Origin of the sequence: Shewanella sp. Arc9-LZ (genome assembly GCF_010092445.1) — a bacterium.
Lineage (GTDB): Bacteria > Pseudomonadota > Gammaproteobacteria > Enterobacterales > Shewanellaceae > Shewanella.
Genome location: NZ_CP048031.1, coordinates 2,914,215 through 2,930,102, shown reverse-complemented (window position 1 = coordinate 2,930,102; position 15,888 = coordinate 2,914,215). Strand labels below are relative to the sequence as shown.

Genomic DNA, 15,888 nt, shown 5'->3' with positions numbered 1-15,888 from the left:
TATTATTGAAAGGAGTTCATATGAGTGTACATGATAAATTAAAGCGAGTAAGAAAACCTCGTGTCCATATTACCTATGATGTCGAAACTGAAGGTACAGTTGTAAAAAAAGAACTGCCTTTTGTTATCGGTGTTACAGGTGATTTTACTGGACACAACACCGCAGATTTAAAACCATTGAAAGACCGCCGTTTTGTGCAAATCGATCGTGAAAATTTCAATGATGTATTAAAACGTATGAGTCCCCAATTAAACATTTCAGTGCCTAACACACTTGCCGGTGACGATACTGAAATGAAGGTTGCATTACAATTTAGCAGCATCGAAGACTTCGAGCCTGCTGCCATTGTTAATCAGGTTGAACCATTAAAAAAATTAATGGAAACTCGTAACAAACTCCGTGATTTGATGACCAAAGTTGATCGTTCTGAGAATCTCGAAAATATCTTAGAAGAAGTGTTAAATAACACTACTAGCCTAGATAAATTAGCTGGTGAACTTAACCTCAAAGGAGCGGAATAATGAGCATGGAAGCCGCGTCATTAGATGCTGTATCTGAAGAGCAAGCACAAAGTGTTTCTATTTTAGAGCAAGCAATTTTTGCAACCAAGCAAACCGATTCTTCGCGTGCTGAAGAGCTTATTCGTTCGTTAACGGAAGAAGCCTTGAAAGGCACTGTACAGTGGGATAAAAACCTCACAGTGACTTTTAACAAGGCGATTACTCGATTAGACGACATTATCTCTAAGCAATTAGCTGCCATCATGCACAATGAAGAACTGCAAAAACTGGAAGGCAGTTGGCGTGGATTGCATCATACAGTGAAAAATTCTGAAACAAATGAAACGCTTAAAATTCGTGTCATGAGTTTGTCTAAAAAAGAACTTCACAAAGATTTGAGTAAAGCAGTTGAGTTTGATCAGAGTCAAATGTTCAAAAAAATCTATGAAGCAGAATTTGGCACCCCGGGCGGAGAGCCTTATGGTTGTTTAGTCGGCGATTATGAGTTTAGTAATCATCCTGAAGACGTTGAAACATTATCGTTGATATCTAATGTTGCAGCCGCTGGCTTCTGCCCATTTGTTTCTGCTGCTGGTTCTTCTTTATTTGGTTTTGATGAGTGGACTGAACTCAGTAAACCACGCGATCTTGAAAAAGTATTTGAATCTTTAGAATACACTCAATGGCGCTCTTTCCGTGACAGTGATGACTCTCGTTTTGTCACCTTAACCATGCCACGAGTGCTTGCCCGTCTTCCATATGGTGAAGCAACAAAACCTGTTGAAGAGTTTTGCTATGAAGAATTCGAATTAGATTTAGAAAGTGGCCGTGCTAAAGTCGCTGATCATGATGACTATTGCTGGATGAATGCCGCGTATGTTATGGCAACTAATATGGGACAAGCATTTAGCAAATATGGTTTCTGTACCGCAATCCGTGGCGCCGAGGGTGGTGGTAAGGTTGAAGGATTACCTGCTCATGTATTTACCAGTGATGACGGTGATCCAGATTTAAAATGTCCAACAGAGATAGGCATTACCGATCGTCGCGAAGCTGAATTAAGTAAGTTGGGTTTCTTACCACTATGTCATTATAAGCATACTGATTATGCCGTGTTCTTTGGTTCTCAATCTTGCCAAAAACCTAAAATAATGTCTAACCATGATGCTACCGCGAATGCGGCCATTTCTGCACGTTTACCTTACCTAATGGCAACATCACGTTTTGCGCATTATCTTAAAGTGATGGCTCGAGACAAAATTGGTAGCTTTATGGAAGCTGAAGATGTCGAGTCTTGGTTAAATCGCTGGATTTTATCGTTTGTTAATGCTTCAGAAGGTGGTGGGCAAGAGATACGCGCCAAGTACCCATTAGCAGACGCAAAAGTTGAAGTTAAAGAGATCCCTGGTCAACCTGGTTCATACAATGCAGTTGCATGGTTACGTCCTTGGTTACAAATGGAAGAGCTTACAGCCTCTTTACGTTTAGTCGCGAAGATCCCTAAAGTAGGATAATCACGCGCTAATGCAGTGACCCTCATTTGTTTTCAAGGATAGAAACAAACGATGCCGCATGAAACCATTTCATTTGTAACAAGTGAAATTTTCAAAGAAGATACTGGTGTTAACAAACCAGTATCTTCGACGACACAGGCACTAAAAAATAAACACCTAGTCGAACGGTTCTTGCGAGAGTCGGACTCGACTAGGTCGTTATTGCTTTGGCTTGAAAACTCAAGCCATTCGCTTGAGCAATTCGATAAAACATCTGTTTTACCTTTCCTTCTTAAAGCCATTGATCGCATTGATAGACAATTAGAACAACAGCTTAACGCTATTATTCATCATGATGCATTTCAGGCGTTAGAAGCCAGCTGGCGCGGAGTACTTTATCTTGTTCAACAGCAAGATTTACATGATAAAGACCAGAAAGTGAAAGTAAAAATGCTCGATTGTTGTTGGACAACCTTGTCTAAAGACATTAATCGGGCCATTGAGTTTGATCAAAGCGATTTTTTTAAACTGATTTATAACAATGAATACGACATGTCTGGTGGCGAACCCTTCGGCACATTAATTGGTGATTATCAAATCACTCATAAAAGCCGTCCAGGTGTATCTACTAATGATATTGATATTTTAAAAGAAATCTCCCGCACTGCCGCGGCCGCTTTTGCGCCCTTTATTACCTCGGCCAGTCCTTCATTGTTCGGTGCTGATGATTTTTCCGATTTATCTGCTCATATGAATATTTCCAAAATTTTTGAACAACACGAGTACATTAAGTGGAATTCGTTACGTAAAATGGACGATTCTCGCTTTATTGGCTTAACAATGCCAAATATTCTTATGCGTTCTCCTTATCTCATTGATGGTACTCGTAGCGAAGGATTTAAGTTTAAGGAATCAATTAAAAACCCTAAAAAAGATCATTTATGGGGCAATGCTGCTTATGCATTCGGTGGGGTATTAATTCGTGCATTTAGTGAATCTGGCTGGTTTGGTCATATCCGTGGGCTAGAGCCTGGGGCTCGTAAGAAAGGATTAGTTTGCGATCTTGCAGTGAGTCAATATGAGCCTGATTTGTATCGGAAACGCATGAAGCCATCGGTGGACTTATTAATCAGTGATAGGGCGGAAAAGTCTATTTCTGACCAAGGTTTTATTCCTTTATCTCCGGTATTAGGTTGTGAGCATTTAGTTTTTTACAGTAATGCTTCTGTTCAGAAACCACCTAAATATGAACTGTTGGAAGACAGTATTAATGCAAAGTTATCATCGATGTTGCAGTACATTTTGTGTGTTTCACGTTTTGCTCATTACATCAAAGTATTAGGTCGTGAAAAAATAGGCTCACTTCATTCTGCAGAGGCTTGCCAGCGAGAGCTACAGCTGTGGCTGCATAAATACACTACCGCTTCAGATGTGTCTTCAGATGATGTAAGAAGTAAATACCCACTGCGAAGTGCCCAAGTACAGGTAAAAGAAATTCGCGGCAAGCCTGGGCATTTCTATTCGATTATTCAGTTACAACCACATTTTCAATTAGATCAGATGGTGTCCAGTATTAAATTGGTCACTGAACTGACATCAAGAAATTAAGATAAAGGTATCAAATGAAACAAATTCAACAAATGCTGCAGAGCGGCCAACTACAAGATGCAATTCAGTTAGTTGAGGCACAGTTAAAAGACGACCCGATGAATATTGACTTAAAAGGTCAACATGTTGAGTTGTTGTGTATTAATGGTGAGCTGGAACGTGCAGACAAACAATTAAACTTTTTAGTGCAAAAGCATCCCGACTTTTTAATTGGCGCAGCAAATTTACGTCAGTTGATCCGTGCTGAACAAGCCCGACAAGATTTTATGGCAGGCAAAGCCGTACCGCAACTTTTTGCTGAGTCTGATGCACATGTTGAAGCATTAATGAAATTACGCTTAGCAATGGTTGATGCTCAAGATGATGTGACTCAGTGTGCGAGCAGCCTTGAAACTCTGCGTCCCGAAGTTAACTTAGTGTTAAATGATATCACTCATCAAGAAATTCGTGATTTAGATGACACTTTAGGTGGTTTTATAGAAATTTTTGGTACTGACGGTAATTTCTATTTAGCGCAGTTATCTGAAATTGACTATATCAACTTTAAACCTGTGACCTCATTACTGGAAACGGTTTGGCGCCGGGTTGATCTAGCCATTAAAAATGGACCGAGTGGAGAAGCGCATATTCCAATGACTTATGGTGGCAGTGAAACTGATGCGCAAAAATTGGGACGAGAAACCGATTGGCATGAAATCGCAACTAATGTTGTTGCTGGCAAGGGCTTAAAAATGTGGTTTGTCGATGATAATGCTATTGCATTAAATCAAATGACTAAAGTTACCACTCCAGTGTTGCAGTAGGCCCTGTGTTGAGCAAAAACCAACAACCGATAATGGCGTCAATTCTAGATAGATTGATTGATGATGCGCCAAACGAGCAAGATGTCAAAGACAGCCATCGTGGTCTAAATCTACGTCAGTTAAGGTCTAATGTTCGGCGCGATTTAGAAAACCTACTCAATGCTAAATTGCAGTGGCAAACGTGGCCGGAACATTTAACTGAGCTTGATAATTCTCTGATGAATTATGGTTTGCGTGACTTTTCTTCTATGCCAGTCGCGAGCTTAGACGGGCGTCAGCTTTTATGTAAACAAGTTGCCGATACCATAAAACGATTCGAACCGAGATTTTTAGAAGTGATGGTTGAAACAGTCGATAATGAACAACCATTAGACCGGGTTTTAAGATTAAAAATCAATGCATTGTTGTATGCAGAACCTGAGCCTGAATATATTTCGTTTGACTCTGAAGTTGAGCCAGTCCACTTGGCGATGATAGTTAATGAGGGAATTCTGTGAATCAGGAATTATTGGAATATTACAATCGTGAGCTTGCTTTCATTCGTCATATGGGAGCGGAATTTGCTGAGCAATATCCTAAAGTTGCCGGGCGTTTACGCTTAAGTGATGAACACGTTGAAGATCCTCATGTTTCACGATTAATTGAAGCATTCTCTTTGCTAACAGCACAAATTAGGCAAAAACTTGATGATAGTTTTCCTGAATTAACCGAGGCGTTATTAGGCCAGTTATATCCCGATTACCAAGCGCCAATACCGTCTATGTCAGTTATCAAAGTCACCACTGAAAACTTGTCGACGACTGGTGTGTTATTACCCAGATCAACTCAGGTAGACACTCAGGTGGAAGGGATGAAAACCTGCCATTTTCAAACGTCATATGACATGAAATTATGGCCAATTGAAGTGCAGAAAGCCCAGTTTCAAAATGCACCGTTTAATGCCCCTGAACCGCAATGGCCAGAACGTGCTAAGGCTATTATTAAGCTTGATATCGCCTGTGAGTTTGACGAAATCAGTATGCCAAGCCTCGGTGTTGATAAATTACGCTTTTTCTTGAATGGCCAAGATCATCAAACGTTTCAACTTTATCAATTGTTATTTGAACACAGCCTCGGTTTTGCTTTAGTGAATGAGCAGCAAACTGTGTGTAAGTTTTTAACCAAAAGACATTTAAAAGCGGTTGGCTTTGAAGATGAACAACAAGTGATACCTTACAGTCAGCGTACCAGTTCTGGTTATCGATTATTATTGGAAAACTTTATTTTCCCAGAAAAATTCTTGTTTTTTGACATTGATGATTTAGACGGCAGCTGGCAAGGGATCGACAATAAGTTTTCACTTTATATTTATTTAAAGGAAGGCTCTCAGGATTTAGAGAAGCAAGTTAGTGCCAATCATTTTCTGTTAGGTTGTACGCCGGTGATTAATTTGTTTGAACAAAAATTAGAACCGGTAAGCATTGATGCGTCTCAGTATGAATATAAATTGGCTGCCCGTTATTCTGACTCTGAAGTGACTGAAATCATCAGTATTGAAGATGTTATTGCTTATGACCCGAAGGACAATAAGGTAGAAGTCACCCCATTTTATGGCGAATCACATCCGCAATATTTAGGTCACAATAATTTATTTTGGCATGTTAGGCGTGAGTCTGCTAGTTGGTCTGGTGGTTATGCTGAATTAGGCACTGAATCGTTTTTATCGTTAGTCGACCATAATTTTAAAGGATTTAAGTCAGAAGAAGACTACGGCGCTTGGATATTAAGTATCACCGCTCAATGCAGCAACCGCAATTTACCGGCGCATCTTCCGTTTGGTACTAATGAGCCCAAAATGTTCGTACCAGAGCGTGCCGACATTATTAAGCACGTGAAATGTTTGCTTGCGCCTACGCTACCGGTGCGTGCATCGCTGAGTGATGCTTCGCGATGGCAGTTAGTCACCCATTTATCCATTGATAGTTTTAGTGGCAAAGATGCACTGTCTAACTTAAAAGAAACCCTTAAGTTATACGATTTTAAGTGTTCGCCAGAAAATAAGAATTTAATAGAGAATATTCATTCTGTTGAAGTGAGCCCAGACACAGCCAGGGTTAACCAGCATGGCCGGATTAGCTTTTGCAGCGGCAGTCATATTGAAATTACCTTCATTAAAGATCATTATTCTGGCAGTGGCGTGTTTTTCTTTTGCACTATTTTAGATCACTTCTTTGCGCAATTTGCTGCAATCAATAGTTTTACCCGCTTGAGTATGCGCTTTAAAGATCATAATTCGATAGCCTATACCTGGCCAGCACGAGCTGGACAAAGGCCGCTGCTATGACCCAGCAAGTAATGAATAATCAGTTGCAGGCGATAATCGATACGCCATCTGAATATGACTTTTATCAAGCCGTTTATCAGTTTCAACAACAATTATCTCAAGGGCGAGAGCAAGGTTATAAGGTGGGTTATGACGCCATTCCAAGCCAAGAGTTGTTACGTTTTAAGTCTGATCAACATCTTGGTTTTCCAGGACAAGCAATCAGCAACGTAGCGTCTACATCGACAAGTCAAACTGATAAAGTTGCCGCCGATATGCATATATCATTTATGGGATTAACCGGACCTAGTGGTGTATTGCCTTCACATTATACCGAGTTGCTACTAGAGCGCTTGCGACTTAAAGATAATGGGATGCGTGACTTTTATGATTTATTTAACCATCGGCTTATCTCACTATTCTATCGTTCATGGGAAAAGTATCGTTTTTCGGCAAATTATCAATCACCAGAAACAGGCGTTACCGACAGCTTTACCCATGTATTGAGTTTGCTTAGTGGTAACAAATCATTAAACCGTTATTACGCAGGTTTTTGTCACACTAAAACGCCGAGTGCAGAGTCATTACGAAGAATGTTAAATGATTTTACTGGCTGTAATGTACATATTTTATCTTTTCAAGGGCGTTGGCAGTCCTTAGCGAAAACAGAGCAAACCCGAATGGCGAGTCGAAGTATGCCAGAAGGGCAATACGCCCGTTTAGGTGTTGATGCCAGCATAGGCAGCCGGGTATGGGATATTAATTCTAGTGTCAGTATTCATATAAAGCCGAAGGAAGGTGCATCGGTTAACGCTTTTATGCCTGGAACAGCCAGTTATCAATCACTTAAAAAACTGGTTTCTAACTATTTAGGCCAGTCAGTGAAATACAAAATATTTCTAGAAATAAAACAACAAGATGCACCTACAGCTCAATTATCAAAGTCCGCAATCGGACTAGGGTTAGGTTGTGGCCTAATGAGCCGTGCAGAGAATGGACAACAAATAAAAAGCTTAATGATTTAATTAATAAAGGACTATGAATATGTCAGCGATGACTTTAAGTAAATTGGTAGGAAAACTTAACCCAGTATGTCGACAATCTTTAGAAACCGCTGCCAGCGTATGCCATAGCCGCAGCCAATTCAGCGTTGAGATTGAGCATTGGTTATTAGCGTTGCTAGAAAATGGTTCAGGTGATTTAGACATCATCATGGCCAGTTTTTCAGTACAAAAAGATCAGCTGATTAGTGATATCCGTCAGGGATTAGAAAAGTTTAAAACAGGCAACAGTGCAGCGCCAAGTTTGTCTCCACATATAGTGAGTTTGCTTCGTCAAACTTGGTTAAATACCAGTATTGAATTCAACGATAGTGAGATAAGAACTGCCTATCTGATTTTTACCTTACTGACTGACGATTCATTAAACTCTTTGGTTTCACGCTCTGCAAAACAGCTTCTTAAAATAGATCCAGCACAGCTAAAACATGCATGGCCTCAGCTTGCTCGTCAATCTACCGAGCATAAAGTGTCAAGTAGCGATATTGAAGAAACTCAGGCGATGCAATCAGCGCCGAGCAAAACGCCAAATCTAGACCAATTTACCCAAAATTTAACCGAGCAAGCTGAACTGGGGAAAATAGATCCCATTCTCGGACGTGATAATGAAATTAGGCAGATGATCGACATTTTAACCCGTCGCCGTCAAAATAATCCTATTTTAACGGGTGAAGCCGGTGTCGGTAAAACCGCTGTTGTCGAAGGTTTAGCGCTTAAAATTGCCCAAAAAGAAGTTCCAACAGCATTACAATATGTTCGTATTCACGTACTGGATTTAGCCTTACTACAAGCTGGAGCCGGAGTGAAAGGGGAATTTGAGAATCGGTTAAAAGCTTTAATTAAAGAAGTAAAACAGTCTGTTAAACCTATTATTTTATTTATAGATGAAGCTCACACCATGATTGGCAGCGGCGGACAAGCTGGACAAAATGACGCGGCAAATTTATTAAAACCTGCATTAGCGCGTGGTGAGTTACGTACCATTGCGGCAACAACATGGGCAGAATATAAAAAGTTCTTTGAAAAAGATGCCGCATTAACTCGTCGTTTTCAAGTGGTTAAAATTGAAGAGCCTTCTCCTGAACAAGCCATTGCAATGATGCGGGGCTTGTTACCTGTAATGGAAGGGCATCATAAAATTCTTGTTTCCGACCAAGCTTTATGTGCTGCAGTTAACTTATCTCATCGATATATTACTGGCCGACAACTGCCAGATAAAGCGGTAAGTTTATTAGATACTGCATGCGCGCGTGTCGCTATGAGTCAAGCTTCTACCCCTGGAATGGTTGAATCCTTACAACGACAAATTCAGCAACTAGATACACAAATTAGCATTCTTACTCGTGAGCAAAAAACCGGTTCAGATCATAAAAAGTCGATTACAGAGTTAACCAAAAAACATAAATTGCTTTCAAAAGAACTCGCTCCTTTGACAACACAATGGCAGGACGAATTAGTTACCGTTCAAAAAATTGCTGAATTAGTTGGCCAGATTCAAGCATCAGAAACAGATACCGCACCTTTGTTAGCGGAGTTAACGGCGTTTAAGGCAATATTGTCAGCCAATAAACAGCCTATGGTGCATTGGCAAGTTGATGAACAATTGATTGCTGAAGTCATTTCTGATTGGACTGGCATTCCGGCAGGTAAAATGCAGGATGATGAAATAAAAACAATTTTGAACTTAAAAGACACCATGGCCAAGCGCGTTATCGGCCAAGATCATGCCTTGGATTTAATCGCCAAAACAGTGCAAACGTCTCGTGCACAGCTGGGTGATGAAAAACGTCCCATTGGTGTGTTTTTACTGACGGGCCCTAGCGGTGTAGGTAAAACAGAAACGGCATTAACATTGGCTGAGCAAGTTTATGGCAGTGAAGACAATGTGACAGTCATCAACATGTCCGAATTTAAAGAAGAACATAAAGTGTCATTACTTTTAGGTTCACCTCCAGGTTATGTTGGCTATGGTGAAGGTGGAGTGCTGACTGAAGCCGTTCGCCGTAAACCTTATAGTGTTATTTTGCTGGATGAAATGGAAAAGGCACATCCAGGCGTTCAAGATATTTTTTATCAAGTTTTTGATAAAGGCACCATTAAAGATGGTGAGGGGCGCGATATAGATTTCAAAAATACTATTATCATTATGACCTCAAATGCTGGTACAGAAACCACGATGGGCTTATTTGAAGATGAACAAATTGCCCCATCAATTAAAGGTTTACGTAAAGCACTTCAAGATGATTTATTGAGTTATTTCAAACCGGCATTTTTAGGCCGTTTGAATGTCATTCCTTATATTCCACTGACCCAACCTATGCTCAATGAAATCACTAAATTGCAATTACAGCGAGTTGCTAATCGTTTAGCTGAGCATTATCAAGCTAAGTTTACTTACAGTGATGATGTGGTGAGCCAAATTGTGTCTATGTGTCAGGATGCCGGTTCAGGTGCTCGCAATGTGCATAATATTTTACAAAATACGATGTTGCCTGATCTTTCGATCAAAATATTACACAATATGGCTAACAATAAGAAAACAACCAATGTAAAAGTAAACGTAGTAAACGATGAGTTTATTTATAAAATTTAAATGAATATAAAACCGTGACATTAATAACTAATTAGTAAGTATTAGTTTGGTTATTTATAACATCATATTTGAGGGGTATATAATAAAGTATATACCCTTTGTAATGTCGTGTAGTTATTATTAATGTATAAATTATTAGTCTTGGTTGTATTTTTTTATTTATATAAACGATTAGTTGATTATCAAAAAACCTTTGATATAATCCGTTGGCTTAATTATGAGGACTCACTATATTTAAATGGATAATGCAGTTGAGTATTATTTGTTGGTAAGTGCATTTTTAATAAATTGAAATATTAAGTTTGATTATTGAACTTATAAAACTGTCCATTAATGGATGACATCCACGCAAAAGGAGCATTAATAATGCAAGCGAATACATATTTAAATTATGAAGGGATTAAAGGCGAAACCACTGCTGAAGAATTCAAAGATCTGATTACTGTGTTATCAGTCGATTGGAATATTAGCCGTGAGATCACTTCTTTCACTGGTACTGCAAAAGACCGTGAAGCTAGCTCAACTCGTTTAGGTGATGTGACCATTACTAAATTACAAGATAATTCTTCTACTGACTTGTTCAAAGAAGCGACTATCGGTAAAGGTAAAAAAGCGGTTTTCCACATCACTAAGCAAGGTGACAAAATCGAAGAAATCATGCAAATCGAATTAACAGATGCAATGATCTCTAGCTACAGTGTTTCAGTTCATGGTGACCGTCCTGTAGAGACAATCACTATTAGCTACACTGAAATGATGATGGCTGTTACGCCAACTGATGATAAAAACAACATTACTGCAGCGCTACGTTATGGCTACAGCGGTGTTAAAGGTCAACAAATGTAAGTTGTTTGTGATCTTATATCTTGGGGAACTTGTTCCCCAAGATCTTTACTCTTAAAGACTGAGGCAAGGAATGCTTAAGGCCACTCAAAAAAATAATATCATCAGTATCACAACGCCATTAGGTAAGGATACTCTGTACCTAACGCATTTTACTGCCACAGAAGCCATCTCTCAGCTTTTTTCAATCAGCGTCTCCATGTTCACCGTTGGCACCCAGATTAGTCTCGACAGTTTAGTGGGTAAAAATGTTTGTATTACTTTACGTAATGCCGAAAGTAATGGTGCAGTTCGATACTTTCATGGGGTGGTAAGTCATCTTGAGTCTGCTGGAATGCGGACCGCAGCGTCAGACGATGCACAGAATTATATAGATTATCAAGCCGTTATAGTACCTCAGATGGCATTGATGAAAAAACGCAGTAATTGTCGAATTTTTCAAAATAAGTCAGTCATTGATATTGTTAAAGACTTGTTTGGTCAACATAAAGTTGAATTTCAAAATAAAACCACCAACACATACCCTAAGTATGAATACTGTGTGCAGTATTTAGAATCAGATGTCGATTTTGTTTGTCGTTTATTACAGCAAGAGGGAATTTTCTTCTTCTTCGAGCATAGTGTTGGTGCTCATACCCTAGTACTTGCTGATGATATAAACGCCTATAAACCTTGTGCAGAAGAGAAGGTTCGTTGTTTCTCAGGTCATTTAGCCGAGTCGCACGTGTCTCATTGGCAAGGCGGCATGAGCATGGTGAGCGGCGGTTTTATTCAAAAAGGTTACGACTACGAACAACCTAAATTATACCCATCAGGTAATCATACTAACGCAAATCTTCCTGAGCAAAGTGCACTTGAGGTATACGATTATTTGGGCGAATCTGAGTTCAATAAGCGCGCTCAACCGTTTGCCAATAATCAACTTGAAGCCCTGCAAAAAGACATGAATAAATGCAGCGGTCAAGGCGATTGTCGTAGTTTTATGGTGGGTAAGTTTTTTACTTTCAAAGATCATGAAAACGCGAGTTATAAAGGCAAGAGCTTTGTTATAAGCTCGCTGAGAACGTCGGCTACTCAGCCTAATCAGTCAGGCACAAGCCAATCAATGTCTGGCAGTGTTTATCAAAATGATTTTGAATGTGTGCCTAAAAGTACTCCTTATCGCTCACAGCTTCATTTACGTAAACCATTAATTAATGGCGTACAAACCGCGGTAGTGACTGGTGAACCTGGTGATGAACAACATATTGATAAATTTGGCCGTGTAAAAGTACAGTTTCATTGGGATCGTGAAGGCGAGTTCAATAGTAAAAGTTCATGTTGGATCCGTGTCGCACAAAGTTGGGCTGGCAACAAGTGGGGTGCATTTTTCTTCCCTCGGGTAGGCCAGGAGGTGTTAGTTGAGTTTATCAATGGTGACCCTGATCAACCGATTATCAGCGGTGCTGTTTATAACGCAGACTTAATGCCTCCTTATGCATTACCGGCTAAAAAGACTCAGTCTGGGATTAAAACCCATAGTACTAAAGACGGTGGTGCCGACAATTTCAATGAGTTACGTTTTGACGATGAAAAAGGCAAAGAGTTATTATTCCTCCAAGCAGAAAAAGATCATCTATTAAATGTAAAACATGATCAAAAAGACACCATAGGCAACGACCGTTTCACTGACATCGTTAATAACGATAACGTTAAAATTGGTAATGATCGACTAGAAGACATAGCCAATAATGACAGCTTAAAAGTCGGTAAAGTACTTAATATTGAAGCGGGTAATGAAATTGTCATTAAAACCGGCAGCGCATCAATCAAAATGAGCAGCGACGGTTCGATTTCTATCGAAGGCACCAACATTACTATTAAAGGGACAAACGTTAAGGTTAATGGTACCAGTATTGCCTTAAAAGCTGCTCAAATTAAGTTGAACTAGCCATGTCATTATCTCGTTATCCTGGAGTCGGTTTAGCAGGGCCATTTTGTCGAGGCCATGAAATTGTCTGTCAATTTGGCTATCGACATTTAATCTGCAAACCGGTTGATAAGCCACATGACCCACTCCTTAATACACCCAATATGACGTTTTGGGTCAGTGCTACATTTGGAGAGCAGTTTTTGGTTAATAGGCATAGTTGGAAGAATTCTCCTGAACTGTTAAACCAAGTTTACTGTTATCTACATAATGATACTTACGCAGCCGTTCAACAAGCTGAAGCTGCAATGATATGCACTCTTGCGATGTCGTTTGAACAGCGTACTTTGCTGGTCATCCCGTTAGACAGCCAGTAAGCCACCGGTATCAATGCGCTACAACAAATAAAGGAATATTTGATGGGAATGCCAGCAGCAACCATTTCGTGTATGCATCTTTGTCCGAAAATGAATCCCGGTCCCGTTCCACATGTTGGTGGTCCCATTGTGATGGGCTCAGGTAATGTCCTTATTGGTTCGTTACCTGCAGCGCGCAAAGGTGACAAGTTAATTTGTGTCGGCCCGCCTGATACCATTAATGCGGGGTCGAGTTCGGTACTGATTAACGGAAAACCAGCCGCCAGAATGGGTGATGGTACCGCACATGGTGGAAAAATTATTGTGGGTAATCCAACAGTAATGATCGGCTAGTATAAACAAGGATTGTGGTAAATGAATTTGATTGATAGTTTTAATCTTCTGTTGGCACAACGACATGTCATGTTGTCGTCGTTTCAGTGTATGCCAAAAAATATTGAAGATAATACTCAATCGCTAATGGTCATTTTAAAGATGATCCAGCAAAGAAAAGATGCTGAATGGCCATTACTTATTGCCAACACCTGTGATGAAATTGTCGATGCATTTGAAACAGATGTGTTTTATTGCCCAACAGACAAAATGGTGATCTTATCTTTACTATTGCAACTGCACTATAAGGCTCAGCCAGTTAAGCAATCAGGTATCGTTCAAGCTTTGTTTGCCAGTACAATTATAGATGTTGGCCACTATAGCCCTGCATTTGCATTAATGGCCAGCCAACTTAATCTTGATAAAGTTAATTTTACAGCCAGCAACAAAACGCCTGAACAAATCCAGCAATACATCTTATTCTGCATCTATCGAGGTAAACGTTTAAAGCGTGCCGACGGAATTGACTCCCTCAACATTTCTCGGTCATCACTGACGTCTTTGTATATTGAAATGTTGATGATCAACATTAACGAACCGTTAAAACTCTATGGGGTATTTTGTCAATTAGACTATTGCCATAGTGCGCTTTTTGAAGTGTTTATTACTTCGTTAGACGAAGTAATATTGAGCCAAATATTTAATTTAATGAGTGAGAATGCAGATTTAACCCTAAGAGTGATTGAGTTAATGGGTTATTCAGGTTTTAGTAAATTCGTGCCTTTTTTAGCTCGAGCAATGCAGCAACCTAGTCAAACATTAATGGCTTTTCGAGCACTTCGAACTATTTTAGGGCCAGAGTTGGATCAAGCGGTGCCTTATCAATGGCAGTTTGAAGAAGATGAAGTCGAACGTTGTGAATACCTACAGTTTTACAGTGCCAAATTATTACATCGGTGGATGTTATTGGCGCTTAAAATGCCAGATGTCAGATTGATTGATGGTGTTGAAGTTAATGGTACCAGTATTGATAAGATCATTAGTTATTCAAGCCCCGTGCACCAGCGTATTGCCTTTTTACATAAGCTTCGGCTGAATAATGTGGTTAGTTGCAGCCCACAACGTATGAAAGTGGCCTTATGATTATGCATGCAGAGGCCATTAATATGGTCGTAGGGTCATACGAAAACCCACAGCAGTTAATTAACTTACCTTTATCCGAAGGGGTCGATTTCAGCTATCAATTATCTGATGGTCAGCATGTGGCAGCGGTCATGGCGCACGAGCTTGCTACAGACACTCAATTAAACCGCCTAATTGATATGTTGCATAAATTACCTATTCAAAATAAAACTCAATGGCAACCGTACTCTCACCAAGCGATTTTTTGGATTTTACCTCACCTAGAAAAACAACAACTTGTTGATTGGGTCACTCGTTTACATGCACTTTTTCCGCATTGTTTTGTGCATCCCAATAGCCGGTTTTTTCCTATGGGCAGTGCTGGTATTTTTTCTGCTTTGAGCGCATTAAAGGCAATGCCGGTCGACAATCAAAGTGCAATATTTATTGCCGTAGACAGCTTGTTCTTCGACCTTGTGGATTTTAACCGTGACCAAGATCTGATTACTCAACAACAAGACACCGGACGTTGTCCTGCTGAAGCGGTCATCATGGCCAGCATCAATGTTGCAAACGAAGGCATGGAAATAGTGGATTTATTTCAAGATTCATGTAGTGCTGTTCAGCAAACCCAAACAATAAAAGCTTTGTTTAATCGTGCCTGCCAGATTGAAGACTTGGATGTATTTGCTCAATTGTATTTACCCGGCAACCATGCCGCTGTAACAGATAACTGGCTTAATGCTTATGAGCAATTAGCCGGCAGAATCGATCAAGAGACACAAATTTCCCAATCTAGTTATTTTACAGGCGATATCGGTTGTGTGGCGGGGTTATATAATTTGCTGCACATCTATAACCGTTACCAACAACAAAATGCTACTGGAACAAGCTTACAACTGGAAGTATCTCAACAACTTCACCTTGGTTTGGCAATGTACTCATGGATAGAGAAGGCATAAACGAAC

At 39.9% G+C, this 15,888-nt stretch carries 14 protein-coding genes; all 14 read left to right on the top strand.

Annotation, left to right across the window (positions count from 1 at the left end; all coding sequences use genetic code 11):
* The first annotated feature begins 20 nt into the window (after window positions 1–20).
* The 14 genes from tssB to GUY17_RS12480 all read left to right on the top strand — a co-directional run bounded on the left by tssB (window position 21) and on the right by GUY17_RS12480 (window position 15,882).
* Window positions 21–521, top strand: coding sequence for a type VI secretion system contractile sheath small subunit (gene tssB / locus GUY17_RS12545; protein WP_101086874.1), 501 nt, complete (start codon window positions 21–23; stop codon window positions 519–521).
* A complete protein-coding gene (gene tssC, locus GUY17_RS12540; RefSeq protein WP_011637822.1) occupies window positions 521–2,014 on the top strand; it encodes a type VI secretion system contractile sheath large subunit in 1,494 nt (497 codons plus the stop codon). The genes tssB and tssC (GUY17_RS12540) overlap by 1 nt, the downstream gene beginning before the upstream one ends.
* 51 nt (window positions 2,015–2,065) lie before the next feature.
* Window positions 2,066–3,601, top strand: coding sequence for a type VI secretion system contractile sheath large subunit (tssC, locus tag GUY17_RS12535; RefSeq protein WP_162023340.1), 1,536 nt, complete (start codon window positions 2,066–2,068; stop codon window positions 3,599–3,601).
* Window positions 3,602–3,615: 14 nt separating this feature from the next.
* Window positions 3,616–4,404: a type VI secretion system accessory protein TagJ gene (locus GUY17_RS12530; RefSeq protein ID WP_162023339.1), complete on the top strand. Its 789-nt coding sequence runs from the start codon at window positions 3,616–3,618 to the stop codon at window positions 4,402–4,404.
* A gap of 8 nt (window positions 4,405–4,412) precedes the next feature.
* Window positions 4,413–4,901, top strand: coding sequence for a type VI secretion system baseplate subunit TssE (gene tssE, locus GUY17_RS12525; protein ID WP_242445137.1), 489 nt, complete (start codon window positions 4,413–4,415; stop codon window positions 4,899–4,901).
* Entirely contained in the window at window positions 4,898–6,727 is a 1,830-nt protein-coding gene (gene tssF / locus GUY17_RS12520) for a type VI secretion system baseplate subunit TssF (RefSeq protein WP_101086877.1), read from the top strand. The genes tssE and tssF overlap by 4 nt, the downstream gene beginning before the upstream one ends.
* Entirely contained in the window at window positions 6,724–7,731 is a 1,008-nt protein-coding gene (gene tssG, locus GUY17_RS12515; RefSeq protein WP_102036674.1) for a type VI secretion system baseplate subunit TssG, read from the top strand. Before tssF ends, tssG begins: the two co-directional genes overlap by 4 nt.
* A 19-nt stretch (window positions 7,732–7,750) precedes the next feature.
* Entirely contained in the window at window positions 7,751–10,357 is a 2,607-nt protein-coding gene (tssH, locus tag GUY17_RS12510) for a type VI secretion system ATPase TssH (RefSeq protein WP_162023338.1), read from the top strand.
* Between the two features lie 366 nt (window positions 10,358–10,723).
* Window positions 10,724–11,203: a type VI secretion system tube protein Hcp gene (locus GUY17_RS12505; RefSeq protein ID WP_101086880.1), complete on the top strand. Its 480-nt coding sequence runs from the start codon at window positions 10,724–10,726 to the stop codon at window positions 11,201–11,203.
* Window positions 11,204–11,273: 70 nt separating this feature from the next.
* Window positions 11,274–13,130 carry a type VI secretion system tip protein VgrG gene (locus GUY17_RS12500; RefSeq protein ID WP_162023337.1) on the top strand — a complete coding sequence of 619 codons (1,857 nt, stop codon included), beginning with the start codon at window positions 11,274–11,276 and terminating at the stop codon, window positions 13,128–13,130.
* A gap of 2 nt (window positions 13,131–13,132) precedes the next feature.
* A complete protein-coding gene (locus GUY17_RS12495) occupies window positions 13,133–13,486 on the top strand; it encodes a hypothetical protein (protein WP_101086882.1) in 354 nt (117 codons plus the stop codon).
* 42 nt (window positions 13,487–13,528) lie between these two features.
* Entirely contained in the window at window positions 13,529–13,819 is a 291-nt protein-coding gene (locus GUY17_RS12490; protein ID WP_011637812.1) for a PAAR domain-containing protein, read from the top strand.
* A 21-nt stretch (window positions 13,820–13,840) separates the two neighbouring features.
* The gene (locus GUY17_RS12485; protein ID WP_162023336.1) at window positions 13,841–14,941 is read left to right on the top strand and encodes a hypothetical protein; all 1,101 of its coding nucleotides are present in this window, start codon (window positions 13,841–13,843) and stop codon (window positions 14,939–14,941) included.
* Window positions 14,938–15,882 carry a hypothetical protein gene (locus GUY17_RS12480; RefSeq protein WP_162023335.1) on the top strand — a complete coding sequence of 315 codons (945 nt, stop codon included), beginning with the start codon at window positions 14,938–14,940 and terminating at the stop codon, window positions 15,880–15,882. The genes GUY17_RS12485 and GUY17_RS12480 overlap by 4 nt, the downstream gene beginning before the upstream one ends.
* Window positions 15,883–15,888 lie beyond the last annotated feature (6 nt).

Excerpts from the sequence above, each read along its gene's own strand:
- GUY17_RS12495 (WP_101086882.1), top strand. The coding sequence starts at position 13,133 with ATGTCATTATCTCGTTATCCTGGAGTCGGTTTAGCAGGGCCATTTTGT.
- GUY17_RS12485 (WP_162023336.1), top strand. The coding sequence starts at position 13,841 with ATGAATTTGATTGATAGTTTTAATCTTCTGTTGGCACAACGACATGTC.
- tssG (WP_102036674.1), top strand. The coding sequence starts at position 6,724 with ATGACCCAGCAAGTAATGAATAATCAGTTGCAGGCGATAATCGATACG.
- GUY17_RS12505 (WP_101086880.1), top strand. The coding sequence starts at position 10,724 with ATGCAAGCGAATACATATTTAAATTATGAAGGGATTAAAGGCGAAACC.
- tssC (WP_162023340.1), top strand. The coding sequence starts at position 2,066 with ATGCCGCATGAAACCATTTCATTTGTAACAAGTGAAATTTTCAAAGAA.
- GUY17_RS12530 (WP_162023339.1), top strand. The coding sequence starts at position 3,616 with ATGAAACAAATTCAACAAATGCTGCAGAGCGGCCAACTACAAGATGCA.
- GUY17_RS12500 (WP_162023337.1), top strand. The coding sequence starts at position 11,274 with ATGCTTAAGGCCACTCAAAAAAATAATATCATCAGTATCACAACGCCA.
- GUY17_RS12490 (WP_011637812.1), top strand. The coding sequence starts at position 13,529 with ATGGGAATGCCAGCAGCAACCATTTCGTGTATGCATCTTTGTCCGAAA.
- tssC (WP_011637822.1), top strand. The coding sequence starts at position 521 with ATGAGCATGGAAGCCGCGTCATTAGATGCTGTATCTGAAGAGCAAGCA.
- tssB (WP_101086874.1), top strand. The coding sequence starts at position 21 with ATGAGTGTACATGATAAATTAAAGCGAGTAAGAAAACCTCGTGTCCAT.
- GUY17_RS12480 (WP_162023335.1), top strand. The coding sequence starts at position 14,938 with ATGATTATGCATGCAGAGGCCATTAATATGGTCGTAGGGTCATACGAA.
- tssH (WP_162023338.1), top strand. The coding sequence starts at position 7,751 with ATGTCAGCGATGACTTTAAGTAAATTGGTAGGAAAACTTAACCCAGTA.